Origin of the sequence: Achromobacter spanius (assembly GCF_002966795.1) — a bacterium.
GTDB classification, from domain to species: Bacteria; Pseudomonadota; Gammaproteobacteria; order Burkholderiales; family Burkholderiaceae_B; genus Achromobacter; species Achromobacter spanius_D.
Genome location: NZ_CP023270.1, coordinates 4,835,321 through 4,861,816, shown reverse-complemented (window position 1 = coordinate 4,861,816; position 26,496 = coordinate 4,835,321). Strand labels below are relative to the sequence as shown.

The 26,496-nt window shown below is 65.9% G+C and carries 24 protein-coding genes and 6 tRNA genes; 7 read left to right on the top strand and 23 right to left on the bottom strand.

Annotation, left to right across the window (positions count from 1 at the left end):
* Positions 1–49 precede the first annotated feature (49 nt).
* Positions 50–472 (bottom strand): hypothetical protein, encoded by a 423-nt coding sequence (locus CLM73_RS22075; RefSeq protein ID WP_105241660.1) that lies wholly within the window; start codon positions 470–472, stop codon positions 50–52.
* Between the two features lie 247 nt (positions 473–719).
* Between CLM73_RS22075 and CLM73_RS22070 the strand changes: the two genes are divergently transcribed.
* On the top strand, positions 720–1,223 hold the full coding sequence (locus CLM73_RS22070; protein ID WP_105240243.1) for a peroxiredoxin: 504 nt from the start codon (positions 720–722) through the stop codon (positions 1,221–1,223).
* 86 nt (positions 1,224–1,309) lie between these two features.
* On the top strand, positions 1,310–2,725 hold the full coding sequence (locus tag CLM73_RS22065) for an MFS transporter (protein WP_105240242.1): 1,416 nt from the start codon (positions 1,310–1,312) through the stop codon (positions 2,723–2,725).
* A 7-nt stretch (positions 2,726–2,732) separates the two neighbouring features.
* On the opposite strand, the gene CLM73_RS22060 is transcribed toward CLM73_RS22065, so the two are convergent.
* The 9 genes from CLM73_RS22060 to CLM73_RS22020 all read right to left on the bottom strand — a co-directional run bounded on the left by CLM73_RS22060 (position 2,733) and on the right by CLM73_RS22020 (position 7,385).
* The gene (locus CLM73_RS22060; protein ID WP_199778354.1) at positions 2,733–3,608 is read right to left on the bottom strand and encodes a DMT family transporter; all 876 of its coding nucleotides are present in this window, start codon (positions 3,606–3,608) and stop codon (positions 2,733–2,735) included.
* Positions 3,605–4,624 (bottom strand): biotin synthase BioB, encoded by a 1,020-nt coding sequence (gene bioB, locus CLM73_RS22055; RefSeq protein ID WP_105240240.1) that lies wholly within the window; start codon positions 4,622–4,624, stop codon positions 3,605–3,607. Before bioB ends, CLM73_RS22060 begins: the two co-directional genes overlap by 4 nt.
* 253 nt (positions 4,625–4,877) lie before the next feature.
* The gene (locus CLM73_RS22050) at positions 4,878–6,413 is read right to left on the bottom strand and encodes a helix-turn-helix transcriptional regulator (protein WP_199778187.1); all 1,536 of its coding nucleotides are present in this window, start codon (positions 6,411–6,413) and stop codon (positions 4,878–4,880) included.
* 201 nt (positions 6,414–6,614) lie between these two features.
* Positions 6,615–6,691 (bottom strand) — tRNA-Asp (locus CLM73_RS22045).
* Positions 6,692–6,770: 79 nt separating this feature from the next.
* Positions 6,771–6,846, bottom strand: a tRNA-Glu gene (locus tag CLM73_RS22040).
* Positions 6,847–6,880: 34 nt separating this feature from the next.
* Positions 6,881–6,956, bottom strand: a tRNA-Ala gene (locus tag CLM73_RS22035).
* Positions 6,957–7,060: 104 nt separating this feature from the next.
* Positions 7,061–7,137: transfer RNA gene (locus tag CLM73_RS22030), tRNA-Asp, on the bottom strand.
* Positions 7,138–7,201: 64 nt separating this feature from the next.
* Positions 7,202–7,277 (bottom strand) — tRNA-Glu (locus CLM73_RS22025).
* 32 nt (positions 7,278–7,309) lie between these two features.
* A tRNA-Ala gene (locus CLM73_RS22020) sits at positions 7,310–7,385 on the bottom strand.
* 112 nt (positions 7,386–7,497) lie between these two features.
* On the opposite strand from CLM73_RS22020, the gene CLM73_RS29005 reads away from it, so the two are divergent.
* Both CLM73_RS29005 and CLM73_RS22015 read left to right on the top strand, forming a co-directional pair.
* Positions 7,498–7,773: a hypothetical protein gene (locus CLM73_RS29005; RefSeq protein WP_158685913.1), complete on the top strand. Its 276-nt coding sequence runs from the start codon at positions 7,498–7,500 to the stop codon at positions 7,771–7,773.
* Positions 7,774–7,828: 55 nt separating this feature from the next.
* Entirely contained in the window at positions 7,829–8,836 is a 1,008-nt protein-coding gene (locus CLM73_RS22015) for an aldo/keto reductase (protein WP_105241658.1), read from the top strand.
* Between the two features lie 69 nt (positions 8,837–8,905).
* On the opposite strand, the gene lnt is transcribed toward CLM73_RS22015, so the two are convergent.
* The 5 genes from lnt to miaB form a co-directional block, all read right to left on the bottom strand.
* Entirely contained in the window at positions 8,906–10,534 is a 1,629-nt protein-coding gene (lnt, locus tag CLM73_RS22010; protein ID WP_105240239.1) for an apolipoprotein N-acyltransferase, read from the bottom strand.
* Positions 10,531–11,421, bottom strand: a complete 891-nt coding sequence (locus CLM73_RS22005; RefSeq protein ID WP_105240238.1) for an HlyC/CorC family transporter — start codon at positions 11,419–11,421, stop codon at positions 10,531–10,533. Before CLM73_RS22005 ends, lnt begins: the two co-directional genes overlap by 4 nt.
* 169 nt (positions 11,422–11,590) lie before the next feature.
* The gene (gene ybeY, locus CLM73_RS22000; protein ID WP_105240237.1) at positions 11,591–12,064 is read right to left on the bottom strand and encodes an rRNA maturation RNase YbeY; all 474 of its coding nucleotides are present in this window, start codon (positions 12,062–12,064) and stop codon (positions 11,591–11,593) included.
* The gene (locus tag CLM73_RS21995; protein WP_056571697.1) at positions 12,054–13,079 is read right to left on the bottom strand and encodes a PhoH family protein; all 1,026 of its coding nucleotides are present in this window, start codon (positions 13,077–13,079) and stop codon (positions 12,054–12,056) included. Before CLM73_RS21995 ends, ybeY begins: the two co-directional genes overlap by 11 nt.
* A complete protein-coding gene (miaB, locus tag CLM73_RS21990; protein ID WP_105240236.1) occupies positions 13,076–14,518 on the bottom strand; it encodes a tRNA (N6-isopentenyl adenosine(37)-C2)-methylthiotransferase MiaB in 1,443 nt (480 codons plus the stop codon). The genes CLM73_RS21995 and miaB overlap by 4 nt, the downstream gene beginning before the upstream one ends.
* A gap of 169 nt (positions 14,519–14,687) precedes the next feature.
* Here miaB and CLM73_RS21985 point away from each other — a divergent pair, with 169 nt between their 5' ends.
* A complete protein-coding gene (locus tag CLM73_RS21985; protein ID WP_105240235.1) occupies positions 14,688–15,455 on the top strand; it encodes a phosphatase PAP2 family protein in 768 nt (255 codons plus the stop codon).
* 113 nt (positions 15,456–15,568) lie between these two features.
* On the opposite strand, the gene CLM73_RS21980 is transcribed toward CLM73_RS21985, so the two are convergent.
* The 7 genes from CLM73_RS21980 to queA all read right to left on the bottom strand — a co-directional run bounded on the left by CLM73_RS21980 (position 15,569) and on the right by queA (position 22,522).
* Entirely contained in the window at positions 15,569–16,246 is a 678-nt protein-coding gene (locus tag CLM73_RS21980; RefSeq protein ID WP_105240234.1) for a VOC family protein, read from the bottom strand.
* Positions 16,243–16,536, bottom strand: a complete 294-nt coding sequence (locus CLM73_RS21975) for a helix-turn-helix domain-containing protein (RefSeq protein ID WP_105240233.1) — start codon at positions 16,534–16,536, stop codon at positions 16,243–16,245. The genes CLM73_RS21980 and CLM73_RS21975 overlap by 4 nt, the downstream gene beginning before the upstream one ends.
* A gap of 235 nt (positions 16,537–16,771) precedes the next feature.
* The gene (secF, locus tag CLM73_RS21970; protein WP_105240232.1) at positions 16,772–17,707 is read right to left on the bottom strand and encodes a protein translocase subunit SecF; all 936 of its coding nucleotides are present in this window, start codon (positions 17,705–17,707) and stop codon (positions 16,772–16,774) included.
* A 54-nt stretch (positions 17,708–17,761) separates the two neighbouring features.
* Positions 17,762–19,642, bottom strand: coding sequence for a protein translocase subunit SecD (gene secD, locus CLM73_RS21965; protein ID WP_105240231.1), 1,881 nt, complete (start codon positions 19,640–19,642; stop codon positions 17,762–17,764).
* 111 nt (positions 19,643–19,753) lie between these two features.
* Positions 19,754–20,098, bottom strand: a complete 345-nt coding sequence (gene yajC, locus CLM73_RS21960) for a preprotein translocase subunit YajC (RefSeq protein WP_054451553.1) — start codon at positions 20,096–20,098, stop codon at positions 19,754–19,756.
* 232 nt (positions 20,099–20,330) lie between these two features.
* Positions 20,331–21,467 (bottom strand): tRNA guanosine(34) transglycosylase Tgt, encoded by a 1,137-nt coding sequence (gene tgt, locus CLM73_RS21955; RefSeq protein ID WP_105240230.1) that lies wholly within the window; start codon positions 21,465–21,467, stop codon positions 20,331–20,333.
* Positions 21,464–22,522 carry a tRNA preQ1(34) S-adenosylmethionine ribosyltransferase-isomerase QueA gene (gene queA, locus CLM73_RS21950; RefSeq protein WP_199778186.1) on the bottom strand — a complete coding sequence of 353 codons (1,059 nt, stop codon included), beginning with the start codon at positions 22,520–22,522 and terminating at the stop codon, positions 21,464–21,466. Before queA ends, tgt begins: the two co-directional genes overlap by 4 nt.
* 228 nt (positions 22,523–22,750) lie before the next feature.
* Between queA and dacB the strand changes: the two genes are divergently transcribed.
* Positions 22,751–24,199 carry a D-alanyl-D-alanine carboxypeptidase/D-alanyl-D-alanine-endopeptidase gene (gene dacB, locus CLM73_RS21945; protein ID WP_105240229.1) on the top strand — a complete coding sequence of 483 codons (1,449 nt, stop codon included), beginning with the start codon at positions 22,751–22,753 and terminating at the stop codon, positions 24,197–24,199.
* 212 nt (positions 24,200–24,411) lie between these two features.
* Positions 24,412–25,047 (top strand): uracil phosphoribosyltransferase, encoded by a 636-nt coding sequence (gene upp / locus CLM73_RS21940; RefSeq protein WP_056571665.1) that lies wholly within the window; start codon positions 24,412–24,414, stop codon positions 25,045–25,047.
* Positions 25,048–25,068: 21 nt separating this feature from the next.
* Here the strand turns inward: upp and cysG are convergent, their stop codons facing one another.
* Positions 25,069–26,478: a siroheme synthase CysG gene (gene cysG / locus CLM73_RS21935; RefSeq protein ID WP_105240228.1), complete on the bottom strand. Its 1,410-nt coding sequence runs from the start codon at positions 26,476–26,478 to the stop codon at positions 25,069–25,071.
* Positions 26,479–26,496 lie beyond the last annotated feature (18 nt).

Sequence of the window (26,496 nt, the reverse complement as noted above, 5' to 3'; positions counted from 1 at the left end):
GTCTAAAGAACTCAAATCATCCAAACCAGGATCCCAGGCTTTCAAGGAATTACCGAGCCTTCTCCCCCGGCAGCCCATCGCTAACCTCCGCCAGCGCCCGCTTCATATCCTCGTACTTCATCACCCGCTCGCTCTGAAACCCGCCCAGCACACCCCGGCACCCATCCACCCCAGACCGCTTCATCTCCTCCATCATCGTCTTCCCGTCGGCCTGCCCCTTCGCAAACGCCGCATCGAAGCCGCCAGTGGGAAACCCATATTCCTCGGCATACCGCGTCAGATTCTTGCGAGCGGTCTCCTGATGCTGCGCCAGATCAGGCTCTGAAGCTCCGCAAGCACGCGCCGCGCCATTGGAAGCGCCAGCGGCGATAACGAAGGAGTCGTATTGAGCCTGCTCCGCGGCATCGGGAGCCGCCCACGCCGGGGCAGCAGCGGCCAGCGTCAATGCCAGCCCGGTCAGGAATTTGCGCATCGAAAGTCTCCCGGTGAGGCCCGCCGCGGCACTCAGCCTCTCATGGCCGCATTGGGCGATGTCTACCACGGCATTATGGCAACCGCGCGTTTCCTCCCCGTGTACTCGCCGTGTGGAGTCGTTTCGAACTGTTCATCTTCTTTTCGCCTTCCGCCAAAGGCAGCAAGCCGGGCGCGCTCGAACTATGATGGGGGCTGTGAGGCGTTCCTGCCTCAATGCATTGCCCCCTTTCATTCTGGAGATCTACATGACGATCAAAGTCGGCGACCGCGTGCCCGATGGCACGTTGACCGAATTCATCGAAACCGAAACCGCCGGTTGCTCGCTCGGCCCCAACGCTTTTCAGGTTGCCGACCTGACCCGCGGCAAGACCATCGCGCTGTTTGCCGTGCCGGGCGCCTTCACGCCCACCTGCTCGGCCAAGCACCTGCCTGGCTATGTCGAACAGGCCGCCGCCCTCAAGGCCAAGGGCATCGACGAAATCTGGTGCGTGTCCGTCAACGACGCCTTCGTCATGGGCGCCTGGGGACGTGAACAGAAGACCGACGGCAAGGTTCGCATGCTGGCCGACGGCTCCGCGCTGTGGACCAAGGAACTCGGCCTGGAACTGGACCTCGTCCAGCGCGGCATGGGCGTGCGCGCGCAGCGCTTTTCCGCCCTGATCGTCGACGGCGTTGTGAAGCAACTGAACGTGGAAGCGCCTGGCAAGTTCGAAGTCAGCGACGCGGCCACCATGCTCTCGCAAGCCTGATCCCCGCAGGTTCCTGTTTTACCGCCAGTGTTGCGGGCCGCCCCGGCGGCCCGCGGCGCTGAAAGCCAGCAGCGGTTGTCGACGCCATGCTCTCCACGATCTCTTCGTTTTCGTCGCTTTATTTTGCGACCTTGCTGATGCTTATCGGCACGGGTCTCTTCAATACCTACATGGGCCTGCGGCTGACTGCGCAGTCCGTCAGCGAAGTGTGGATCGGCACCCTGATCGCCGGCTACTACCTCGGGCTCGTGTGCGGCGCGCGGCTTGGACACAAGCTCATCATCCGCGTCGGCCACATCCGCGCGTTCGTCGCGTGCGCGGCCATCGCCACCAGCATGATCCTGGCGCAGACGCTGGTCGACTCCATGCCCATGTGGCTGGTGTTCCGCATCGTCTCCGGCATCGTCATGGTGACCGAATTCATGGTCATCGAGAGCTGGCTCAACGAACAGACCGAAAACCACCAGCGCGGCCGCGTGTTCTCTGTCTACATGGTCGTCTCCGGCCTGGGCACCGTGCTTGGCCAGTTGGCCCTCACTGCCTACGCCACGCTCGACCTGCGCCCGCTCACGCTGGTCGCCATGTGCCTCGTGCTGTGCCTCGTGCCGCTTGCCGTCACCGCCCGGTCTCACCCGCCCACGCCGCTGCCCGCGCCGCTGGACGTGAAGTTCTTCATGCGGCGCGTGCCGCTGTCCATGACCGTACTCTTCGTGGCGGGCAACCTGTCCGGCGCGTTTTACGGCCTGGCCGCCGTCTATGGCGCCAAGAATGGCCTCTCCACGTCGCAGGCCGCCATCTTCGTCGCCGCCGCCGTGACCGCGGGCTTGTTGTCGCAGTGGCCGATGGGCTGGCTGTCCGACCGCATCAACCGCGCGGGTCTCATCCGCTTCAACGCCTTGCTGCTGGTTTTGCTGCCCGCCGTCATGTGGGGCTGGATTGCGTTGCCGTTCTGGGCGCTGGTGGCCATGTCCTGCATCTTCGGCATCCTGCAGTTCACGCTCTATCCATTGGGCGCGGCATTTGCCAACGACCACGTCGAATCCGAACGGCGCGTCAGCCTGTCGGCGGTGTTGCTGATGACGTATGGCCTGGGCGCCTGTGTCGGTCCCATGATCGCGGGCCTGATGATGTCGCTGGGCGGACCCGCCATGTACTACGTGTTCATCTCGGCGTGTGCCGTGATTCTGGTCTGGCAGGTTCGGCCGACGCGCGTTACCGGCGCGCACCAGGTGGACGAGGCGCCGACGCACTTCGTGCCCATGCCCGACACATTGCAAAGCTCGCCCGCGGCGGCAGTGCTGGATCCGCGCGTGGATCCCGAGAACGACATCGCCATGGAAATGGTGCAGCCGGATCCGTCGGCTGCGCCGGCCCCGCCCGAGGTCGTCGTGGAAACGGCGCCGGCAGAGCCAATCGCTGCCGAAGCGCCGTTGGACGAATCCAGCGACGCCGAGCCCGAATCCGAACCCAAACCCGAACGTCAGCGGCGCACCGGCACCTGAAACGCCCCTACCAGGGCGTCATCAGCAGAATGGCGGACAGCGCCAGCGCAATGCCCAGCACGTTCACACGCGTGAGCGGTTCACGAAACGCCAGGGCGCCCACGAGGGTGCCCAGCGTGATCACCCCCATGTTCATCGACGCAAACACCAGCGCGGGGTGCTCGGGCAGCGACTGGTGCGCGCGCACGTAAGTCAGGATGTTGCCGAAGTTGGCCAGCCCCAATGCCACGCCGGCGGCCAGATGCCGCGCCTGCCAACGCACGCGTCGCCACAGCAGATACGCCAGCATTAGCGTGCCCGCCGTCAGGAACGCCAGCAGCAGACCGCCCGCAAACGCGGTCCCCGTGCGTGCGACCTGCTTGAACAGGATGTCGATCACGCCATAGCCCGCCCAAACCACCAGCGGCCACAACCACATCGCGCGCCGGTCCTCGGCTGCGGTGGCATCCGATAACCGAATGCGCGGCGGCTGGCGCAGCAGGCAGAAGAGGGCGGTAAAGGCCAGCGCGATGGCTGCCAGCTTGCGCCCCGTGACCGGCTCGCCGAACAACGCGAACGCGGCCAGTAGCGGAATGAAGAGCGACAGGCGCTGCGCGGCGTCGCTGCGCACGATGCCGGCATGCCGTAGCGCGGCCGCCATGGCCAGGAAGACGCTGGGCAGCAAAACGCCCAATGCGGCCAGCACCAGCCAAGGCGTTTGCGGCGCCAGGAGGCGCGCCGGGTCGGGACGCAGCACCACCCAGCAGAGCAGGGCGGCCACGGCGTAGTTCATGGCGATCGCCTGGCGCACGTCTATCTGCCAACGCCGCGCCAGCTTGAGCATCACGGCCACCGTGACGCTGCAGGCGACGCTGGCCGCCAGATACAGAAGACCGGGCGTCAACGGCATGCTGCCTTCTCCTGGTGGGTGTGCGCGGCGGCGTCGACCCGCATGCCCAGGAGGTCCAGCAGGCGCTGGTCAGCGGCCATCTGCGGATTGGCGGTGGTCAGCAGCGCGTCGCCGTAGAACATGGAGTTGGCGCCTGCCAGGAAGCACAACGCCTGCAGCGCATCGTCCATCGCCTCGCGTCCGGCCGACAGCCGCACGGCGGCGCGCGGCATCGCGATGCGCGCTACCGCGATGGTGCGCACGAACTCGAACGGATCAAGGGCTTGCACGTCGGACAGCGGCGTGCCTTCCACCTGCACGAGGTTGTTGATGGGCACGGATTCGGGATACGGCTCCATGCTGGCAAGCTGGGCGATCAGGCCGGCGCGTTCGCGGCGCGATTCACCCATGCCCACGATGCCGCCGCAGCAAACGCTGATGCCCGCGTCGCGCACGCGGTCCAGCGTGTCCAGGCGGTCCTGGTAGGTGCGCGTCGAGATGATCTTGCCGTAGTACTCCGGCGAGGTGTCCAGGTTGTGGTTGTAGTAGTCCAGGCCGGCGTTCTTCAGCTGTTCGGCCTGGCCGTCCCTCAGCATGCCCAGCGTCACGCAGGTCTCCAGTCCCAGCGCCTTGACCGCGCTGACCATCTCGGCCACGGCGTCCAGGTGATGCGGCTTGGGGCTGCGCCACGCGGCGCCCATGCAGAAGCGTTGCGCGCCGCCAGCCTGCGCGGCGCGCGCCGCGGCCACCACGTCTTCCAGCGGCATCAGCTTGTCGGCGTCCACGCCGGTGTCGTAGTGCGAGGACTGCGGGCAGTATGCGCAGTCTTCGGGACAGCCGCCCGTCTTGATCGACAGCAGGCTCGAGAGCTGGATGACGTTGGGATCGAAATGGGCGCGGTGCGTCTGCTGTGCGCGGTGCAACAAGTCCATGAACGGCAGCTCGTAGAGCGCCAGGATGGCATCGGCAGTCCATGCCGGGACGGGCAGGCGCTTGGGCGCTGTCGGGACGGGAATGTACGCAGTCTGCATGGTCGGAGGCTCCTTCGTTCGAACCGGGGATCGGGGCCGCTGGCCTGATGGCCTGGGCGGGATCGGCGGATCGTAAGAAGGGGCGGCCGCTTTGTGCAATGCGGTCGATTAGGCGCGATTTAATGCGGGGTTGACCGCCGTTTCAAAGAAAATGGCCGCTTTTGAGCGGCCAGTCGATCTAACGCGGCGGCATCTTCGGCGATGCGAAAGAGCCGGATATTTTGATTCAAATTGTAAATAGGACCCGCGCTATTCAAGTTTTGGCCGGTTTGTCCTTGTTGCGCGCGCTTTCGTGACCGGTGATGCCCCGGTCCCGCGCCCAGACGATAGCGGCGCTGCGCCGATGCACGCCGATCTTGCTGTAGATCGTGGCCACGTGATTGCGCACGGTGTTGCGCGACAGCTTGAGCGCCTTGGCGATGCCATCGTCGTCGTGGCCTTGGCAAAGCAGGCCCAGGACTTCGCGCTCGCGCGACGTAAGTTGTGCCAGTTCGGCCACGTCGCGGGTCGCGGGGGCGGGTTGGCGTAGCTGGGCCAGCTTCTCGATGATGCCGCGGCTGAACCACGAGGTGTCCTGCATCACCGCCTCTATCGCCGTCAGCAGTTCGGTCTCGGACCGCTTGCGCTCGGTGATGTCCTGCATCACGATCAGCACGCGGCGCAGCCCCCCGATCATGACCGGCTCGGCCGACACCAGGCAGTCCAGTTCGCCGCCGTCGCGAGCGACCATCACCGCTTCGCGGTTGCGCACGCTCTCGCCGCGCTTCAGGCCGGCCAGCATGCCTTCGTACGGCCGCAGCCCCAGTTCGACAAGGTCCTGCTCGGCCTTGTCGTCCAGCGTCAGGCCGGTGGCCGCGGCAAAGGCGTCATTGATGTTCAGCACGTTCAAGGTGACGCCGTCGCAGACGGCCATCGGCACGGGCGCCAGCTGGAAGGCCTTGGAGAAGCGCTCTTCGCTTTCGCGCAGGGCCTCTTCGGTACGCTTGCGGCCTTCCAGGTCGATGAACGTGAACAGCATGCAGGGTTCGTCGTTCATGTCGATGGGCTGACCCGCCACCACCACGAACTTGGTGGTGCCGTCGGGCAGCTTCAGTACACCCTCTCGCTGGGGAATGGTCTTGCCTTCGTTGAGCCGCGCGACGGCCGATTCTTTCTCGTCGCTGCCGTCCAGCACATCCAGTTCGTACGCCGACTTGCCGAGCACGGCGTCGCGCGAGTAGCCGGTCATTTCCAGGAACCCCTGGTTCACCTTGACGTAGCGTAGGTCGGACAGCCGGCAGATCAGCGCGGGGGCCGGGTTGGCCGAGAAGGCGCGTTCGAAGCGTTCTTCGGCGTTGATCTGTGCGGTCTGGTCATGCAGGATCAGGACGCGATAGGGAATGGGGCCGCCGTCATCCAGATTCACGCCGCGCGCAAGCAGGTTGCGCGCGAATTCGTCGTCGTCCTTGCGGGTCAGATCCAGCAGCAGGTCTTCGAACTCTTCGCCCGCCGCCAGGCGGTCCAACGGATACTGGCGTGCCGGCACGCGGTGATGGTTGCGATAGGTGAGCGTATATCGCTTGCGAAATCCCGCGGGCGTGCCGCCCAGGTCTTCCATCGATTCGGCGCCATGCAGCGCAAGTGCGCTGGCGTTGGCCCAGGCGATCGAGCCATCGGCCTCAAGCAGGATGATGCCCTCGTTGAGGCCCGCGATAATGCTCTGCAGGTGTTGGCGATGTGCTTGGGGTGCGGCGTCGTTGGGGGTCACGTAGGCCTCTTTTTTCTTCGCATGGCGTCTACGCGCAAGCATGAAGCCGCGCGCCGGTGCTGTCCAGAGGTCAAAACGGAGGAGTCTCGCGGAAGGGGTACAGCGAGAGGGGATTGCACCGCGCGAATGGCAGTGGCGGAAAGTAAACGCAAAAGCAAAATGCCAACGCGCAAAAGCAAAAAGCTCCGGAATCCGGAGCTTTTGGTGCGTGCTGCAAGCAGCGTTCGGTAAGCGCAAAGTGCTTGGCGGAGCGGACGGGGCTCGAACCCGCGACCCCCGGCGTGACAGGCCGGTATTCTAACCAACTGAACTACCGCTCCGCAGCGGCTTACTGATAACTTCAAACTTCATTGCCATGCTGTGGTGTCAAGACAGCCTGTACTGCTTGCCAGTGGAAGCTGGCGTCCCCTAGGGGATTCGAACCCCTGTACTCACCGTGAAAGGGTGATGTCCTAGGCCTCTAGACGAAGGGGACCTGGAACGAACTACTTTACTACTGTACTGCCTACTGGTGGAGGTAAGCGGGATCGAACCGCTGACCTCTTGCATGCCATGCAAGCGCTCTCCCAGCTGAGCTATACCCCCAGGGCGTCCTGCTGTCCCAAATTTCAGACAACAAGGTCTCACACTTATAAAACAAAAAAGCCCCGAAAACGGAGCTCTTGAAAGACTCTGAGCGAGAGAGCTTTTGGCGGAGCGGACGGGGCTCGAACCCGCGACCCCCGGCGTGACAGGCCGGTATTCTAACCAACTGAACTACCGCTCCGCAGCGGCTTAACTCAACTACATGGTCACTTCAACTGCATCACTACTACTGCATGCCAGTAAACTGGCGTCCCCTAGGGGATTCGAACCCCTGTACTCACCGTGAAAGGGTGATGTCCTAGGCCTCTAGACGAAGGGGACTTGGACTTGCTGTACTAATCTTCGCTTTGGACTGGTGGAGGTAAGCGGGATCGAACCGCTGACCTCTTGCATGCCATGCAAGCGCTCTCCCAGCTGAGCTATACCCCCGTTTCTCTAATCAATTCCTTCAACGTTTTCGCTTTAAACGCGCCGTTTAGAGCGCGTTTTTTGCTGTTTCGTTGCCGGTTTTGTTTAGTGCCGTTGGCGAAGAAACGAGATTATGCACGAACTAAATTGGGCGTGCAAGTCGCTTCATGGCAAAAAGCAAAAAAGTTGCGAAAAAAGAGGGTTCGATGGCCATGGACGGCCCATATTCCGGGCGTATTTGGCGGCAAAATCGGCGCGGCATGCGCCTGCGATTGGTGCAGAAATCAACAAAATCAAAGGCTTGTGCAAGTGCTATCGTGAACAGCTAAATTTTTTTTCGGCGCGCGTATTTTTTTCGCCTACACAGCACGGAAAGTTGCCGCGGATCGGCAAGGACATCGACACATGAGCCATTCTTCATGAGCAGCACCGCGTTTCCCACCGTCGCCCTGGGCCGCACGGATATGGACATCACGCGCATCGGCCTGGGCGCATGGGCAATGGGCGGCAATGGATGGGCGGTGGGCTGGGGGCCGCAGGACGATGCCGAATCCATCAAGGCGATCCGGCATGCGATCGACCGCGGCATCAACTGGATCGACACCGCCGCCGTATACGGGCTGGGGCATTCCGAAGCCATCGTGCGCCAGGCGCTGGCTCAGATGCCCGCGAGCGAGCGTCCGTACGTGTTCACCAAATGCGGTTTGACGTGGTCGCCGGAGCAGCCGCAGGCCATGCCACGGCGTACGGGAGCGCCGTCCAGCATCCGCCGCGAGCTTGAAGGGTCGTTGCGGCGGCTGGGCGTCGAGCGCATCGATCTGTATCAGATGCACTGGCCGGCGGGCGATGGCACGCCGCTGGAGGCGTACTGGCAGGAATTGCTGGATCTGAAGCAGGCCGGCAAGATCCGCGCGGTCGGGCTGTCGAACCACAATCTTGCGCAGTTGCAGGCCGCGGAACAACTGGGGCACGTGGACACGTTGCAGCCGCCGTTTTCGGCGATCCAGCGCGCTGCGGCCAGCGACCTGATCCCGTGGTGCGCGGCGCATGGCACGGGCGTGATCGTCTACAGCCCGATGAATTCGGGTTTGCTGACCGGCAAGTTCAGCGCCGAGCGTGCGCGGGCCTTGCCGCCGGAGGATTGGCGGGCGCGGCACGCGGATTTCCGGTCGCCGGACCTGGATCGCAACCTGGCGCTGGCCGATGCCTTCAAACCCATTGCGGAGCGGCACGGCGCCACCGTGGCCGCCGCGGCAGCCGCGTGGACGCTGGCTTGGCCAGGGGTGACTAGCGCCATCCTGGGGGCGCGCAGCGCGTCGCAGGTGGACGGGCTGATCGGCGCGGCCGAACTGGAACTGGATGCCGACGACATGCAGGCCATTGCGGATGCGATTGAATTCACGGGGGCGGGCAACGGACCGCTGCAACCTCCCGACGAAACAGGCTCGCTGCCCGCGAACCTGTTTGCCTGAAGGGAGATGGCCGCGCCGGGAATCAACTGCGGCGTGAAAGCCGCCGCAGTGGAATCAGCCGCAGAGAAATCAGCTGCGGCGTGGGCGGCGGGCGCTGCCCACGGCGGCGATGAGCGCCAGACCGATCAGCGCGAGCGCGGTCTTGTCTCCAAAGCGCGCATAGGGCGTAAGTCCCGTCATGCCCTGCACCGAGACGGGCAGCACGCCCGCCTGCAGCGGCGCAAGCTGGGCCGCGACATGGCCCTTTGCGTCGATGGCGGCGGTGATGCCGGTGTTGGTGGCGGTCAGCATCGGACGCGCGGTCTCGATGGTGCGCAAACGGCCGATCTGCAGATGCTGGCGCAGCGCCCAGCTATCGCCGAACCAGCCCAGGTTGCTGACGTTGACCAGGATGGTCGCGCCCGGTTCGCCGTTGGGGCCGGGTTGCAGGGCGGGCAGCAGGTCGGGTCCGAAGAGGTCTTCGTAGCAGATGTTGAACGCGATGTGCTGGCCGCCGACGGCAAAGGGCGTCTGGCGTTCGCCGCCACGATCGAAGTCGCCCAGCGGGATGTTCAGCATTTCGACAAACCAGTGGAAGCCGGGCGGCACGTATTCGCCCCACGGCACCAGGTGGCGCTTGTCGTAGCGCATGGCGGTGTTGCCGCCGACCAGTTGTTCGACCGGCGTGGCGCCGTCAAAGCCGATGACGCTGTTGGTGTAGCGTTCGCGTCCATTGACGCGGTCGTGCAGCGGCACGCCCATCGCGATGACGGTGTTCCGTTGCCCGGCCAGGTTGCGCCAGACTTCCCAGACGCGCGGATCAAGCTGGTCCTGGAAGATGGGCACCACGGTTTCCGGCAGGACCATCAGCTGCGGCGCGGGCACGCCGGGCGCCGCGGGCAGGGCGGTCAGTTCCAGATGACGCCGCAGGCTCTGCTCTAGCAGCGCGGGATCGAATTTCTGCGATTGCCCGATGTTGCCCTGAATGAGCCGCACATTGAGCGGGTCGCCAACCGGGGACGACCAGTCGATGCGGGACAGCGGCCAGCCCGCCGCGGCGAGCGCCACCGCGACGCCGGCGGCCAGCGCATGGCGCGGTCCCATGCCGGGCTTGCGGGAGGGCTGCCACAGGCTTGCGGCAGCCGCCGCGACGAACGCGGCCAGGAAGGCCATGCCGTGCACGCCGAGCAGGGGCGCCCAGCCCGCGATGGGGCTGTCGACCTGTGCATAGCCGATGTTCAGCCACGGAAAACCCGTCAGCAGCACCGCGCGCAGCCATTCGAACGCGCCCCACATCGCCGCCCAGGCCAGCGTGGCGGCCAGAATGCGGGACGGGGCCGAATCGGTGGCCAGCGGCGCGTAGCGGCGCGCGAGCGCCGTGGCGGTAGCCGGGAAAAGCGCCAGGAAGGCCGACAGCGCCAGCACGGCGGCGACCGCCAGCGGCGCGGCCAGGTCGCCGTAGCGGTGCAGGCTGATGAAGATCCAGTACAGCCCAAGCGCGTAGCTGGCAAAGCTGAACAGCCAGCCGCGCAGCCATGCCTGACGCGCCGACGGCGCATACAGCGTGACGCGCGCCAGCACGGCCAGCGCGGCGATCTGGGTGAACGCCAGCGCCCACCCGGGCAGCGGGCCGGGGGCGAAGGTCAGGGCGTGGATGGCGCCCGCCAGCACGAGGCCGGCGGCGCCGCGCAGGAGTCGGCCGCGCGGGGTGCTGATCATGCGTCGGTGGCGGGTACTGTGGTCTGGGGCGTGGCCAGGCGCTTGACGCGCAGCCAGATGGCACGGCGAGCGTCGCCGCGCGCGACTTCAAGGCGCAGGCCATCGAAGTCGGCGTGGTCGCCACGGCGCGGAATGCGGCCCAGCTGACCGCCCATCCAGCCGCCCACGCTGTCGTATTCGTCGTCGGGCAACTGGCAGCCGAACACTTCGTTGAAGTGCGAGATATCGGTGGCCGCGAGCACGCGCCACTGGTTTTCGCCTTCGGGGAAGATGGAATCCTCTTCGGTCTCGTCGAACTCGTCTTCGATATCGCCGACGATCTGTTCCAGCACGTCTTCCATCGTCACCAGGCCCGAAATGCCGCCATGCTCGTCGATGACGATGGCCTGGTGGTTACGGCTGGCGCGGAACTCGTGCAGCAGCACATTCAAGCGCTTGGATTCGGGAATGAAGACGGCGGGGCGGACCAGTGTGCGCAGTTCGATGTTGGGCTCGAGCATGCAGCGCAGCAGATCCTTGGCGAGCAGGATGCCGATGATGTTGTCGCGATCGCCCTCGTAGACGGGGAACCGCGAATGCGCGGTTTCGATCACCGAAGCCACCAGGTACGGGATGGGCTGCGTGACATCGAGCAGATCCATGCGCGAGCGCGGGACCATGATGTCGCCGACAGTGCCCTCGGACACGGCGAGCGCGCCCTTGATCATCTTGTACGACTCCGCGTCGAGCAACTGGCGTTCGTGCGCGGCTTCGAGGACGGCCTTGATGCCTTCGCGGTCCTCGGGCTCTTTGCGCACAAGGGAAAGCAGGCGGTCTAGGAGGGATTTGGTGGCGGGTTTGGTAGAGCGAGCAGGCGTCGCTTCGGGAGCAGGGTAAGGGTCAGACATCGTCCGGGAGGACAAGTTAGGGAGGAGCCAGCATAACCGATACTGGCCCATCGTTTGCAACGCCGGCCGGGAAAATGGGTGCAATGGACGCGATCTGCGCCTTGCTGGACGCCATTTTCCGGCAATTTCTCAGGGTTGACCCGAAGCTTCGGCGGTCGGAGGGAAAGGGTCAGGCCGCGACGTAGGGATCGGCAATGCCCATCTGCGCGAGTGTCGCGGTTTCCAGGGCTTCCATGCGCTTGGCCTCGCGTGCCTTGATGTGGTCATAGCCCAGCGAATGCAGCACGCCGTGGATGGTGAGGTGGGCGGCGTGGTCCAGCAGTGTCTTGCGCTGCTCGCGGGCCTCGCGCACCAGCACGGGCACGCACATGACGATGTCGCCGCGAGCCACGCCCAGCGGGTCGACGCCGTACTCGAAGGTCAGCACGTTGGTGGCGTAGTCGCGGCCGCGAAAGTCGCGGTTCAGGCGGCGCCCTTCGGCCGCGCCGACCAGCCGCAGGCTGAGTTCGGCCGCCGAGAAGTCGACCAGGCCGTCTTCAAAGGCGGCGCCCAGCGCGCGTTCGGCCCAGCGGCGCAGGCGCCAGCGGGGCAGGCGGGCTTCCTCGACGCCGTACTGCACGGACAGGGACAGCTCAGGCTTCATCTTCGGCGGCGCGGTCGTAGGCGTCGACAATGCGCGCGACCAGGGGGTGGCGCACGACATCGCGGCTGGTGAACTTGGTGGTGGCGATGCCCTGGACGTCATGTAGCACCTTGACCGCATGCGCCAGCCCGCTGTCCTGGCCGCGCGGCAGGTCGACCTGCGACGGGTCGCCGGTGATGACCGCCTTGCTGCCGAAGCCGATCCGCGTGAGGAACATCTTCATCTGCTCGGGCGTCGTGTTCTGCGCCTCGTCCAGGATGACGAAGGCGTGGTTCAGCGTGCGGCCGCGCATGTAGGCCAGCGGGGCGATCTCGATGGTCTGCTTCTCGAACAGGCGCTGCACTTTTTCGAAGCCCATCAGGTCGTACAGCGCGTCATACAGCGGCCGCAGATACGGATCGACCTTTTGCGCCAGGTCGCCGGGCAGAAAGCCCAGGCGTTCGCCGGCTTCGACGGCAGGGCGGGTCAGCACCAGGCGCTGCACCGTGTCGCGTTCCATGGCGTCGATGGCGCAGGCCACGGCCAGCCAGGTCTTGCCCGTGCCGGCGGGGCCGACGCCGAACGTGATGTCGTGCTTGAGGATGTTGTTCAGGTAGTCGCGCTGGCGCGGCGTGCGCGGACGCAGGTCGCTGCGCTTGGTGCGCAGGGCGATGCCGTCGCTTTCGTCGTCCAGGGCGGGCAGGGCATCCAGTTCCTGCGCCTGCTCTTCCTTGAGCTTGTCTTCCTGGCGGCCCACGCCGATTTCGACCAATCCAAGCTGGATGTCGTCGATGGACAGGGCGCGGTGCACGGCCTGTTCGTGGAACCGGCGCAGGATGCGGCCCGCCAGTTCGGCGCGCTCGCCTTCGATCGTGACGCGGCTGCCGCGGCGCGACAGCTTGACGGTCATGCCGTCGGCCAGTTGCCGCAGGTTTTCGTCCAGGGGGCCGCAGAGATTGGCCAGGTGGGTGTTGTCGCCGTCCAGATTGACGATGACGGGCATGCTGCGGCGCGCGCGGGGGCGGGGTGTGGTCATTCAGCCTCTTGCGAAGTGCGGTCCACGTCGGCCACGCGGGCACGCAGCGAATTCGTGTGCGCCTCGGTGATGACGACGTCGACCATTTGTCCGATGAGCCGCGCGGGCGCGGGGAAATTGACGATGCGGTTGTTCTCGGTGCGGCCCATGAGCTCGTTCGGGTCGCGGCGCGAGGGGCCTTCGACCAGCAGGCGTTGGCGCGTGCCCACCATGTTGCGGGCGATCGTTGCCGCCTGGTCGTTGATGAGCGCCTGCAGGCGCTGCAGGCGGCGCAGCTTCACGTCCTGCGGGGTGTCGTCGGTCAGGTCGGCGGCGGGCGTGCCCGGGCGGCGCGAGTACACGAACGAGAACGAGGTGTCGAAGCCGACGTCCTCGATCAGCTTGAGCGTCTTTTCGAAGTCTTCCTCGGTCTCGCCGGGAAAGCCCACGATGAAGTCCGAGGACAGCGTCAGATTCGGGCGGGCGGCGCGCAGACGGCGCACGACCGACTTGAATTCCAGCGTGGTGTAGCCGCGCTTCATGCCGGCCAGCACGCGGTCGCTGCCGGCTTGCACGGGCAGGTGCAGGAACGACACCAGCTTGGGCAGGCGGGCGTAGGCGTCCACCATGCGCTGGGTCATTTCCTTGGGGTGCGAGGTCGTGTAGCGGATGCGCTCGATGCCGGGGATCTCATGCACGTATTCCAGCAGCATCGCGAAGTCGGCGATCTCGTCGGAATCGGTCATGCGGCCGCGGTAGGCGTTGACGTTCTGGCCCAGCAGCGTCACTTCCTTGACGCCCTGGTCCGCCAGGTCGGCCACTTCGATCAGCACGTCGTCGAACGGACGCGAGACCTCTTCGCCGCGCGTGTAGGGCACGACGCAGAAGCTGCAGTATTTGCTACAGCCTTCCATGATCGAGACGAATGCCGTGGCGCCTTCGACGCGCGGCGGCGGCATGTTGTCGAATTTTTCGATCTCGGGAAAGCTGATGTCGACCTGCGAACGGCCTTCGTTGCGGCGGCGCTTGATGAGGTCGGGCAGGCGGTGCAGGGTCTGCGGGCCGAACACCACGTCGACGTAGGGCGCGCGCTTGACGATGGCCTCGCCTTCCTGGCTGGCGACACAGCCGCCCACGCCGATGACGAGGTTCGGGTTGGTCTTCTTCAGGTGCTGCACGCGGCCCAGATCCGAAAACACCTTTTCCTGCGCCTTTTCGCGCACCGAACAGGTGTTGAACAGGATGACGTCCGCCTCTTCGGGGTTGTCGGTCAGTTCGAGCTCGCCCTGGTCCTCGCGCAGCACGTCGGCCATCTTGTCCGAGTCGTACTCGTTCATCTGGCAGCCAAAGGTGCGGATGTACAGCTTGCGGGGGGAGCCGGCGCCGGCAGTGGCCGAAGGCAGGGGGGCAGGGGTGTCGCCCGGGACATTGCCCGCGCGCTTGAGAGAGGTTTCTTGCATGATGGTCGCCGTGACGGGTGTAGATCCCGGGGGCTGGAAAGGGGGAAAGGGCGGATTTTAACCCTTGCCCAGGAATTGTTTCTTGGATGCGCGCGCGTTGGCCGTTACGATAGCGGTCCGCGCGCCGGCAGGCGCCGGTAAAATCCCTTTTTTCTCCCGAGCGGCACCGATGAATTCCAATCGCCTTACGCCTCCGGCAGCCGCTCCCTCCCTTGCTGGCGGGACCGGTGCCGCTGTCCAGGACGAGTACCGTAATCCCTACCCCAATTCCGTGTGGGCGCTGCTGGCTTGCGCGCTGGCGCTGGCCGCCGCAGCGTGCGCGCTGTGGGTCGACTTGCCGCTGGCCATCTGGATCCAGAAATCGGTGTCGGAAGGCGTCGACCAGTCCTTTGAATGGGTGGGCGAGCTGGGCGAAAGCGGCCATTACATCGTCATGGCGCTGGCGTTCTACGTAATCGGTCTTGTGGGCCTGGCGCGCGGGTGGCGCAATCCGCTGCGTGTCAGCTATGCCGCCATGGCGCGCGGCAGCCTGCTGATGCTGTCGACCATGGCGGTGGGCGGGCTGGTGGTGCTGCTCCTTAAGCGCAGCGTGGCCCGGGCGCGGCCCGAGCTGTACTTCGAACAGGGCATCTACGGGCTGGGTGAATCGTTTTCGCGCGCGCAGCAGTTCAATTCCTTTCCTTCCAGCCATACCTACGCCGCCTTCTCGGTGGCGGTGGTGCTGGGCATTCTGGCGCCGCGCTGGCGCTGGGTGTTCCTGCTGCTGGCGGCGCTGGTGGCGATCAGCCGTCTGGTGAACCTGGATCACTACCTGTCGGACGTCATGACGGCTGCGGGCATCGCCGTGCTGGTCGGGCACTATCTGGCCCCGCGCGTGCTGTGCAGCAAGTACCAATGGCCGCTGCGCGCGCCCTGGCGCTGGTGGAAGAAGGCTTGAGCCTGCGCTCGGTAAACAGACAAGGCCGCGAAATCCGCGGCCTTTTTGTCGTCCGGTGACTGGGCCCGGCCCGGGGACGGAACGCCGATTGGGCGGGGGACGGACTGTGGGCGTCAGGCCAGCACTTTGACCCCGGACGGCGTTTCGATCTGCGCGCGCAGGCGGGGCGGGCCGTCGGCCTGCTCGACGTCGATCAGGCTGTCGGCGCCCATCCAGGCCAGGCCCTGGCGCAGCAGTGCGGCGCGAGGATGGCAGCCGGTCAGACGCAGCAGGCGCAGCGGCTGGCGCGGCAAGGTCGCGCCCGGCGGGTTCTCCACATCCCATTGGATCAGCGTGGGCAGCAGGCCTTCTCCGGCCTCATGGCCCGCCTCGCGCCACGTGGGCAGACTGCCGTCGTCCGGCACGGTCAAGCGCCAGCGCAGGTCGCCGCGCGTCATGGCGATGGCTGGGGGCAGGCGGTCGGGGTGTTCGGCCTGCATGTGCGTCAGATCCAGCGGCGCCTCCACGCGCGCGGCCCAGTGGGCCAGAAAGGGCCCTTGTTCGATGCGCGCCCGCACGTCGCCCTGGTCCAGCCCGAACCAGCGGGGGCGCTCAGGCGCCGGCGCGTCGGGATCGATGGCAATGACTTCCAGGTACACCCCGTCCGCCATGCCCAGCACACGGTTATGGGTGCCCATGCGCGGATGCGCCCCGCCGCCCTGCGGCGCGATGCCAAGCAGGCCGGCGACATATTCGGTGCCGCTGGCAAGGTCCGCGGCGGCGATGACGAGGTGGTCGATGGTGAGTTTCATGAGGGGCATGGTAACGAATGCGTGCGCGTGTGTACGCGTTGGCCCAGCGCAACCAGCGCATGCATTACCCGTTCGAGAGAAATGTTCTGGAGCTTGTACCTTCGGATTTGAGATACCTTGGGCTGCGTCATCCCTGTCAGGGCGGCGACCTCCCGCTGGTTCAGGCCGCGTTCGTCGATCAAGTCGTTGAATCGGATCGCCAATTGGACCTTGGCAGTCAGCTCGGCGGCGTCTTCAAAGCCGAGGTCGTAAAGCACGTTCTGCGTGCCAACGGTCGAGGTGCATGTCATGGTGCGTCCCGGGCAGGGTGATGAGGGGCCATTGCCCGATTCGGCCAAGTGGGGATCACGTTTCGGCGGTCTGAACCAAGATACCTGTTCAGATATTCAAATCAACTGCCCACTCGGAAATCAGACAAGCTAACCGGTAACGATGCGCGAGAGTACTCGTACTGATCGCAGCCACCGAGCCCCAAAAGAAAAACCCGTCGCAAGCGACGGGTTTTGCATGTCAGCACGAGGGCAATCAGGCGACTTCGCCTTCTTCGCCTTCCTTCTTGACCGGCTTGATCAGGTCTTCGCGCTTGACGCCCATCCACATGGCCAGCGCGGCGGCGACGAACACCGACGAGTAGATGCCGAACCAGATGCCGATGGTCAGGGCCATGGCGAAGTAGTGCAGGGTGGGGCCGCCGAAGAACAGCATGGCCAGCACCATCATCTGGGTCGAACCGTGAGTGATGATGGTCCGCGAGATGGTCTGCGTGATGGCGCTGTTGATGACTTCGTGCACATCCGCCTTGCGGTATTTGCGGAAGTTTTCGCGGATCCGGTCCATGATGACCACGGATTCGTTCACGGAGTAGCCCAGCACGGCCAGCACACCGGCCAGCACCGCCAGCGAAAACTCCCACTGGAAGAACGCGAAGAAGCCCAGGATGATGACCACGTCATGCAGGTTGGCGATGACGCCGGCGACCGCGAACTTCCATTCGAAGCGAAAGCCCAGGTAGACCATGATGCCGATCACGACCACCAGCAGCGCCATGAGGCCGTTGTGCAGGAGTTCCTGCCCGACCTGCGGACCGACGAACTCGACGCGGCGCAGCTCGACGCCGGAGTCGGCGGTCTTGAGCGCGGCCATGACGGTTTCGCTTTGCGTGGCGGACGTCTGGCCTTCCTGCAGGGGCAGGCGGATCATGACGTCGTGCGAGGTGCCGAAGTTCTGGACCTGGAAGTCGGTGTAGCCCAGCTTGGAGACCACGCCGCGCACGTTTTCGAGCTGCGCCGTCTGGGCGTAGTTGACTTCCATGACCGTGCCGCCGGTGAACTCGATCGACAGGTGAAAGCCGCGCGTGACGATGAAGAAGACCGCCAGCAGGAAGGTGACGAGACTGATGATGTTCAGCACCAGGGCATGGCGCATGAACGGGATGGTGCGGTGAATCCGGAAAAATTCCATTTTTCGCCTTCGGTTCTTTTCTGTGGCGGACGGCCCGGGCCGTCCGCCCTATTTTCAGTTTGCCTTCGGCTTCCAGACTTCGCCGATGGAGATCGAGGTGAGCTTCTTCTTGCGGCCGTAGTACAGGTTGGCCAGCGCGCGCACGCCCACGACAGACGAGAACATCGAGGTCAGGATGCCCAGGCAGTGAACCACCGCGAAGCCGCGGATCGGGCCCGAACCGAAGGCCAGCAGCGCCAGGCCCACGATCAGCGTGGTGAGGTTCGAGTCGAGAATGGTGCCCCACGCACGTTCGAAGCCGTGATGGATGGCCTGCTGGGGTGTGGCCCCCGCGCGTAGTTCTTCTCGGATGCGCTCGTTGATCAGCACGTTCGAGTCGATGGCCATGCCCAGCGTCAGCGCGATAGCCGCGATACCCGGCAGCGTCAGCGTGGCCTGCAGCATGGACAAGAGCGCCAGCAGCAGCAGCACGTTGAGCGTCAGGCCGATCGTGGAGAACACGCCGAACAGGTGGTAGTAGATGATGATGAACGCGGCGATGGCCAGGAAGCCGTACAGGGTCGAGTAGAAGCCCTTCGAGATGTTGTCGGCGCCCAGGCTCGGGCCGATGGTGCGTTCCTCGATGATGGACATCGGTGCGGCCAGCGCGCCGGCGCGCAGCAGCAGCGCGGTGTCTGCGGCTTCCTCGGAAGACATGCTGCCCGAGATCTGCACCTGTCCGCCCGCGATTTCGCCGCGGATGACCGGCGCGGTGACCACTTCGCCCTTGCCGTTTTCGAACAGCAGGATGGCCATGCGCTTGTTGATGTTGTCGCGGGTGACGTCGCGGAAGATGCGGGCGCCCTTGGAATCCAGCGTCAGGTGAACGGCGGCCTGCTGGGTCTGCGAATCGCGGCCGGGTTGGGCGTCCTGCAGGTTTTCGCCGGTCAGGACGACCTGGCGGCGGACCAGAATGGGACGGCCGTCGCGGTCGTTGTAACGTTCGAGACCGAACGGGACGCTGCCGCCCAGCAGCGCGGCCTGCGCGGCGGGGGAGTCGTCGACCATGCGGATTTCCAGCGTGGCGGTGCGGCCCAGCAGTTCCTTGGCCTTGGCCACGTCCTGCACGCCGGGCAGTTGCACCACGATGCGGTCCGAACCCTGTTGCTGGATGATCGGTTCGGCCACGCCCAGTTCGTTGATGCGGTTGTGCAGCGTGTTGATGTTCTGCTTGAGCGCGGAATCCTGCACGCGGGTGACGGCCGCCGGGTTCAGGGCGGCCAGCAGCAATTGCTTGCCGCCTTCTTCGCGTTCGGTGAATTCCAGGTCCGGCAGGCGCGAGCGCAGCGTCGAGATGGCGCGGTCGCGGTCGTCGGTGTTGGCGAAGGTGGCGGCGATGCTCATGCCGGAGCGTTCAACGCCGGCGACGGGGATCTTCTGGTCGCGCAGCACCGAGCGCACGTCGGCGGACAGCGAGTCGTAGCGGGCGGTCAGGGCGCCTTGCATGTCGACCTGCAGCAGGAAGTGCACGCCGCCGCGAAGGTCCAGGCCCAGGTACATGGGCTTGGGCGCGAACCAGCCCAGCGCGCGCATCCAGGGCGGCGAGGCGGGCAGCAGGTTCAGCGCCACGGTGTAGTGCGGGTCGCCGGGAACGGTATTGAGCGATTTTTCGATCAGGTCGCGGGCCTGCAGCTGCACGTCGGTGGACGGGAAGCGGGCGCGCACGGTGCCGAGCGTGCCGTTCAATTCGAAATAGGCGCCTTCGTTGGGGATCTTGGCATCGGTCAGGATCTGTTCCACGCGGGCCAGCACGGAGGTGTCGACCTTGACCGTGGCCTTGGCGCTGGACACCTGAACGGCGGGGGATTCGCCGTAGAAATTGGGAAGCGTGTACAGCAGGCCAATGAGGACCGCGACCAGGACCGTAATGTACTTCCAGAGGGGATAGCGGTTCATTGCCGGCTACTTCATTTAAAGAGATGAAAGGGCCGCCCGAGCGGGTGAGCGCGGCGGGCGGCGGTAGGCGTCTTCAAGGACAAGAGCCCCGTCGGGGCTCTTCTGGGACGCTTACAGGGCCTTGATGGTTCCCTTGGGCAGAACGGTCGAGACCGACGACTTCTGCATGATGACTTCGACGGGCTTGTCGGCCAGTTCGGAGACTTCGACGGTGACGTAGCTGTCGTTGACCTTGGTGACCTTGCCGAGCATGCCGCCGGCGGTGACGACTTCGTCGCCCTTGGCCAGGGCCGCGATCAGGTTGCGGTGTTCCTTCTGGCGCTTCATCTGCGGACGGATCATCAGGAAATAGAGGATCACGAACATCAGGATGATGGGCAGCATGCCCATCAACGCATTGCCTTCGGGGGCGGCGGCCTGAGCCACGACGAGGCTGGCGGTATCGATAACGGACATTGAATTCTCCTGCGTTTGAGTCTGTTTGGGTTTATCGCTATGTTTTTAATGCGCCCATCCCCGCGCGAGCCATGGATAGGGCAAGCCGACTATTGTATAGAGGTTATCGCCCGCCTTTAACTAGGGTGTCATCCCAGGCGTCAAGGCGGCTTCCGCTTGCAGCGGCGGCCTGCCCGGTCAAATGGGGGCGAAACCCGCCGGCAAAAGCCCCTGGCGGGGCTTTTTTATCCGGCTACTCGATGCCGCGGGCGCGGTCCGCGGCGAACTGGGCGCGCCAGGCGTCAAAACGGCCTTCCGCAATGGCCTCGCGCATTTCCTTCATGATAGTCAGATAGAAGTGCAGGTTGTGCAGCGTGTTCAGGCGCGCGCCGGTGATTTCGTTGGCGCGCTGCAGGTGGTGCAGGTAGGCGCGCGAGAAATTGCCGCAGGTGTGGCAGCCGCAGCTCGGGTCCAGCGGGCGGGTGTCGTCGCGGTACTTGGCGTTGCGGATCTTCACGTCGCCAAAGCGCGTGAACAGCCAGCCGTTGCGCGCGTTGCGGGTGGGCATGACGCAGTCGAACATGTCGACGCCGCGGCTCACGCCCTCGACCAGGTCTTCGGGGGTGCCCACGCCCATCAGATAGCGCGGGGCCTGGACGGGCAGCTTGGGCGTGACGTGCGCCAGGATGCGCATCATGTCTTCCTTGGGCTCGCCCACCGACAGCCCGCCGATCGCGTAGCCGTGAAAGCCGATGTCCTGCAGTCCGGCCAGGGATTCGTCGCGCAGCGACTCGTACATGCCGCCCTGCACGATGCCAAACAGCGCGTTCGGATTGCCCAGGCGATCGAATTCGTCGCGCGAGCGGCGCGCCCAGCGCAGGGACATGCGCATGGAGCGTGCGGCTTCCTCGACGGTGGCGGGGCGGCCGTCGATTTCGTAGGGCGTGCACTCGTCGAACACCATGACGATGTCGGAATTGAGCGAGCGCTGGATGCGCATCGACTCTTCGGGCGTGAGGAACAGGCGCGCGCCGTCGATGGGCGAGGCGAACTTCACGCCTTCCTCGGTGATCTTGCGCATGCCCTGCAGGCTGAACACCTGGAAGCCGCCCGAGTCGGTCAGGATGGGCTTGTCCCACTGCATGAAGCCGTGCAGGCCGCCATGCTTTTCCATGATTTCGGTGCCGGGGCGCAGCCACAGGTGGAAGGTGTTGCCCAGCACGATCTGCGAGCCGATTTCCTTGAGCTCGTGCGGCATCATCGCCTTGACGCTGCCGTAGGTGCCCACCGGCATGAAGATGGGGGTCTCGACCACGCCGTGGTTCAGCGTGATGCGGCCGCGGCGGGCGCCGCCGTCGGTGGCGAGCAGTTCGAAGTTGAGTCCGGTCATGAGGCAGGGGTTTCGATGAACATGGCGTCGCCGTAGCTGAAGAAGCGGTAGCGTGCGGCGACGGCGTGGGCGTAGGCGCGGCGGATGGGCTCGACGCCGGCCAGCGCAGACACCAGCATCAGCAGGGTCGACTGGGGCAGATGGAAGTTGGTGACCAGCGCGTCCACCACACGGTACTGGTAACCGGGGGTGATGAACAGGCGCGTGTCGCCTTGGGCGGGGGCCAGCGGGACGCCGGGAGCGGTGCGGCCCTCGGTCTGCGCGGCGGCCGATTCCAGGGCGCGCACGCTGGTGGTGCCGACGGCGATCACGCGTCCGCCCTGGGCGCGGGCCGCGGCGATCGCGTCCACGGTGGCCTGGGGCACGGTGAACCATTCGGCGTGCATGACGTGGTCGGCCAGGTTGTCCACGCGCACCGGCTGGAAGGTGCCGGCGCCCACGTGCAGCGTGACGAAGGCGCGCGCCACGCCCAGCCCGGCCAGACGCTCGAGCGTGGGCTGGTCGAAATGCAGGCCGGCGGTGGGGGCGGCGACCGCGCCGGGTTCGCGGGCGTACACGGTCTGGTAGCGGTCGTCGTCGCCGGCGTCGGCGGCATGCGTGATGTACGGCGGCAGCGGCGTGGCGCCGTGGGCGTCCAGCAGGTCGAGCACGGGACCGGGAAAGCGGATGTCGAAGAGCTCGCCTTCGCGGCCCAGCACCGTGGCCTCGAAGGCGTCGGCCAGGCGCAGCACCATGCCGGCGCCCGGCGACTTGCTGGCGCGCACGTGCGCCAGGACGCGGTCGGGTTCGGTGATGCGTTCGACCAGCACCTCGATCTTGCCGCCGGTGATCTTGTGGCCCGGCAGGCGCGCCTTGATGACGCGGGTGTCGTTGAACACCAGCAGGTCGTTGGGCCGCAAGAGGGAGGTCAGGTCGGCGAACTGGCGGTCATGCAGCTGGCTGGCGGCGTCCAGGTGCAGCAGGCGGCTGCCTGTGCGCTCGGCGGCGGGCGTCTGCGCGATGAGCTCGGGCGGCAGTTCGTAGTCGAAGTCGGAAACGGTGAAGGACTGGGTCACGCGGGTATCTGGAGCAATGGGATCGGCCCTGCAAATGACGAGCCATGCCGGTTGGGCAGGCTGGGGGCAACCGCATATTGTAAAGGGGACAGTTAATAGGGGCGGATCGGGGCCTTGCGCAAATAAATACGCCGCCAAAGGCGCCCGCGGCCGTCCCGCGCCGCCCGTAACGGTTCCAGGTTTTGTATGCTCTCGGTTTTGCTGGACGAGCAACCAGGTGGGCATGGCATGACGGGACAAGTGATCAGGCGGGTGGGCGGAATGAAGCAGTGGCTGGCCGGCGGTGTCCTGGCCCTGGCCGCGTGCGCTGCCTTTGCGCAGGTTCCGGGGTTGCCGCCCGACGTGGTGAAGGCCTGGAAAGCCAGCAAGCTGCCCGATAGCTCGCTGTCGCTGGTGGTGCAGGAGGTGGGCGGCCCGCGGCTGGTGGCGCTGAACGCCAAAGAGGGCCGCAATCCCGCGTCCGTGATGAAACTGGTCACGACCTGGGCCGCGCTGTCCGAGCTGGGTCCCAATTACGTCTGGCGCACCGAGTTCATGACGGCGCCCGGCTCGCGCCCCGACGCCAAGGGCGTGCTGACCGGTCCGCTGTACCTGCGCGCCGGGGGCGACCCGCAATTTCTGATGCAGGATCTGTGGACGCTGCTCCGCGAGCTGCGGCTGCGCGGGGTCAAGCAGATCAATGACCTGGTGATCGACCGCAGCATCTTCGGCCAGGTGTCGATCGACCCCGGTGCATTCGATGGTGCGCCCGACCGGGCCTACAACGCCAGCCCGGACGCGCTGATGGTGGGCTTTGGCGCGCTGCGCCTGCTGTTCACCCCGGACCCGGTCGCCAACAAGTGGGTACCGCTGATCGACCCGCCGCTGCCGGGCCTGAAAATCGAAGGCCAGGTGGAATGGAGCGACATCCGCTGCCCGGGTCCGCCCGTGGTCACGACCGATCCGGTCATCACGCAGCAGGGCGTCACCATCCGCGTCAACGGCAAGGTGGCGGGTTCCTGCGGCGAGTTCAGCCTGTACCGACTGGCGCTGTCGCAGCCCGAGTACGCCACCGAAGTCTTCCGCATGCTCTGGAAGGAGCTGGGCGGCACGTTCAAGGGCCAGGTCCGGTCGGGCATGGTGCCGGCGGACGCGGTGGTGCTGGCCTCGCACGACTCGCCCACGCTGGCCGAGGCCATCCGCCAGATCAACAAGCGCAGCAATAACGTCATGGCGCGCACCCTGCTGCTGACGCTGGGCGCCGAACGCGGCCGCCGCCCGGCCACCGTGGGCAGCAGCGAAGAAGTTGCCAAGCAACTCTTGGCCAAGCAGGGACTGAACATGCCCGAGCTGGTCATCGACAACGGCGCCGGCCTGTCGCGCGAGGCCCGCGTGTCGGCGGACAGCCTGGCGTCGATGCTGACGGTGGCCTGGAATTCGCCGGTGATGCCGGAATACATTTCGTCCTTCGCCATCGCCGGCGTGGACGGGACGGTGCGCCGCCGCCTGAAGGGCAACGGCACGCTCGGCATGGCGCATCTGAAGACGGGCTCGCTGCGCGACGTGCGCTCTATCGCCGGTTACGTGCTGGGGGCCAGCGGCAAGCGCTATGTGGTCGTCAGCATCGTCAACCACGAACAGGCGGGCGCGGTCCGAGCTTTCGACGACGCCTTGATCTCCTGGCTCGCCGAACAATGAATGTAGGCCCCCACGCCGCGCGCACGATGTGCGCTAGCTGCCCCCCGAGGGGGCTGCCCCGCCTTGGGGCGGCCCGGCGGCGGGGCGGGCTTAAAACGATTACGATCCCTCCGTATGGCCCGCGACCGTGAAACGCAGGCGCGTCGCGCCTTGCTCGGTCCGCCCGAGGCCAAAAGAATTCTGACCAACAAATACTCTGGAGAGTTACGCACATGCCCGTGCACGAAATCCGCCATCCGCTGATCCGCCACAAGCTCGGGATCATGCGGCGCGCCGACCTCAGTACCAAGAGCTTCCGTGAACTGTCGCAGGAAGTGGGCGCGCTGCTGACGTATGAAGCGTCCAAGGACCTGCCGCTGGCGCCCGCCACCGTCGAGGGCTGGTGTGGCCAGGTCGAGGTCGAGAAGATCGCCGGCAAGAAAGTCACCGTGGTGCCCATTCTGCGCGCCGGCATCGGCATGCTGGACGGCGTGCTGAGCCTGATTCCGGGCGCCAAGGTCAGCGTCGTGGGCGTGGCCCGCAACGAAGAGACGCTGGAAGCCCACACGTATCTGGAACGTCTGGTGGGCGAACTGGACCAGCGCCTCGCGCTGATCGTTGACCCGATGCTTGCCACGGGCGGCTCGATGGTCGCCGCCATCGACCTGCTCAAGCGCGCCGGCTGCAAGGAAATCCGCGCGCTGGTGCTGGTGGCCGCCCCAGTGGGCATCGACGCCGTGCTGGCCAAGCACCCGGACGTGCACATCTACACCGCGTCGATCGACAACGGCCTGAACGAGCACGGCTACATCATGCCGGGCCTGGGTGACGCCGGCGACCGCATCTTCGGCACGCAACAAAAGGGTTAAGGAACGCGTTACGGCCGGTTTTCAGGCCGTAACCGCCGGCCGGCCCAGATGCTGGCCGAACCAATGCAACTGCGGCGCCAGGCCGGCGACCTCGCCCACGATCAGCAGGGCGGGGGACCGGACGGCATGTTCCCGCGCCAGTTCCGGCAGTTGCGCCAGCGGACCCGACACCACGCGCTGTTCGGGCCGGCTGCCATTCTCGATGAGTGCAAACGGGGTCTCGGGCGAGCGGCCATGGCGCAGCAGGCGCTGCGTCAGCAACTCAAGCTGGCCCACGCCCATGTAGAACGCCAAGGTCTGCTTTTCGCGCGCCAGCGCGGGCCAATCCAGATTGTCTTCGTCTTCGCGGCAATGCGCGGTGATGAGGCGCACGGATTGGGCGTGCTCGCGGTGCGTCAGCGGAATGCCGGCATAGGCGGCACAGGCCAGCGCCGCCGTGATGCCCGGCACCACTTCGTAGCGCACGCCGTGCGCGCGCAGAAATTCCAGTTCCTCGCCGCCCCGGCCAAAAATGAATGCGTCGCCACCCTTGAGCCGCACCACGCGGCGGCCGGCGTGCGCGTATTCGACCAGCAGCGCGTGGATGCGCGCCTGCGTGGCGTGATGGTTTTCGCCAGGCAGCTTGCCCACCGGCACGCGTTCGGCATCGCGCCGGGCGAGCGACATGACCTCGTCGCTGACCAGGCGGTCGTAAAGGATGACGTCGGCCTCGTTCAGGGCGCGCAGGGCCTTGAGGGTCAGGAGGCCGGGGTCGCCGGGGCCAGCGCCCACCAGCACCACGCTGCCCTCGGCGGGCGCGATGGGCGAGGCCAGCGCGTCGGCCAGCGCGGCCTCGGCCTGCGCCGGCTGCTGCTGGCGCAGGAATCCCGCCACCGGGCCGTCCAGCAACCAGTCGTAGAAGCGGCGGCGAGCACCCAGATCGGGGTGACTGGCGCGGATGCGCTTGCGGTAGGTGGCGGCCAGGCCGGCAAGCTGGCCCAGCGTGTGATCGAACAGCGATTCGATGCGTTCGCGGATGCGGCGGGCCAGCACGGGGGCCACGCCGGATGACGAAATGGCGACGATGACCGGCGACCGGTCGACAATGGACGGCACCTGGAAGGACGACAGCTCGGGGTCGTCCACCACGTTGGTGAAAATGCGGCGCGCCTCGGCGGCCTGGGAGACCGCGGCGTTGACCGCGCGATCGTCGGTGGCGGCCACGACCAGCCACACGTCCTGCAGCCAGGCAGGGTCGAATGGCCCCGGCAGATGGCGGATACGACCCTCGGCCGCAAGCGCTGCCAGCGCAGGCGTCAGTTCAGGTGCGCCGACGACCACGCGGGCACAGGCCTCCAGCAGGGCGAGGGTCTTGCGTTCGGCGACGGCGCCGCCGCCAACAACGAGTACCAGCCGGTCTGTCAGATCGGCAAAAATCGGGAAAAGCTTCATGAATGCCAGCCTCGGGCG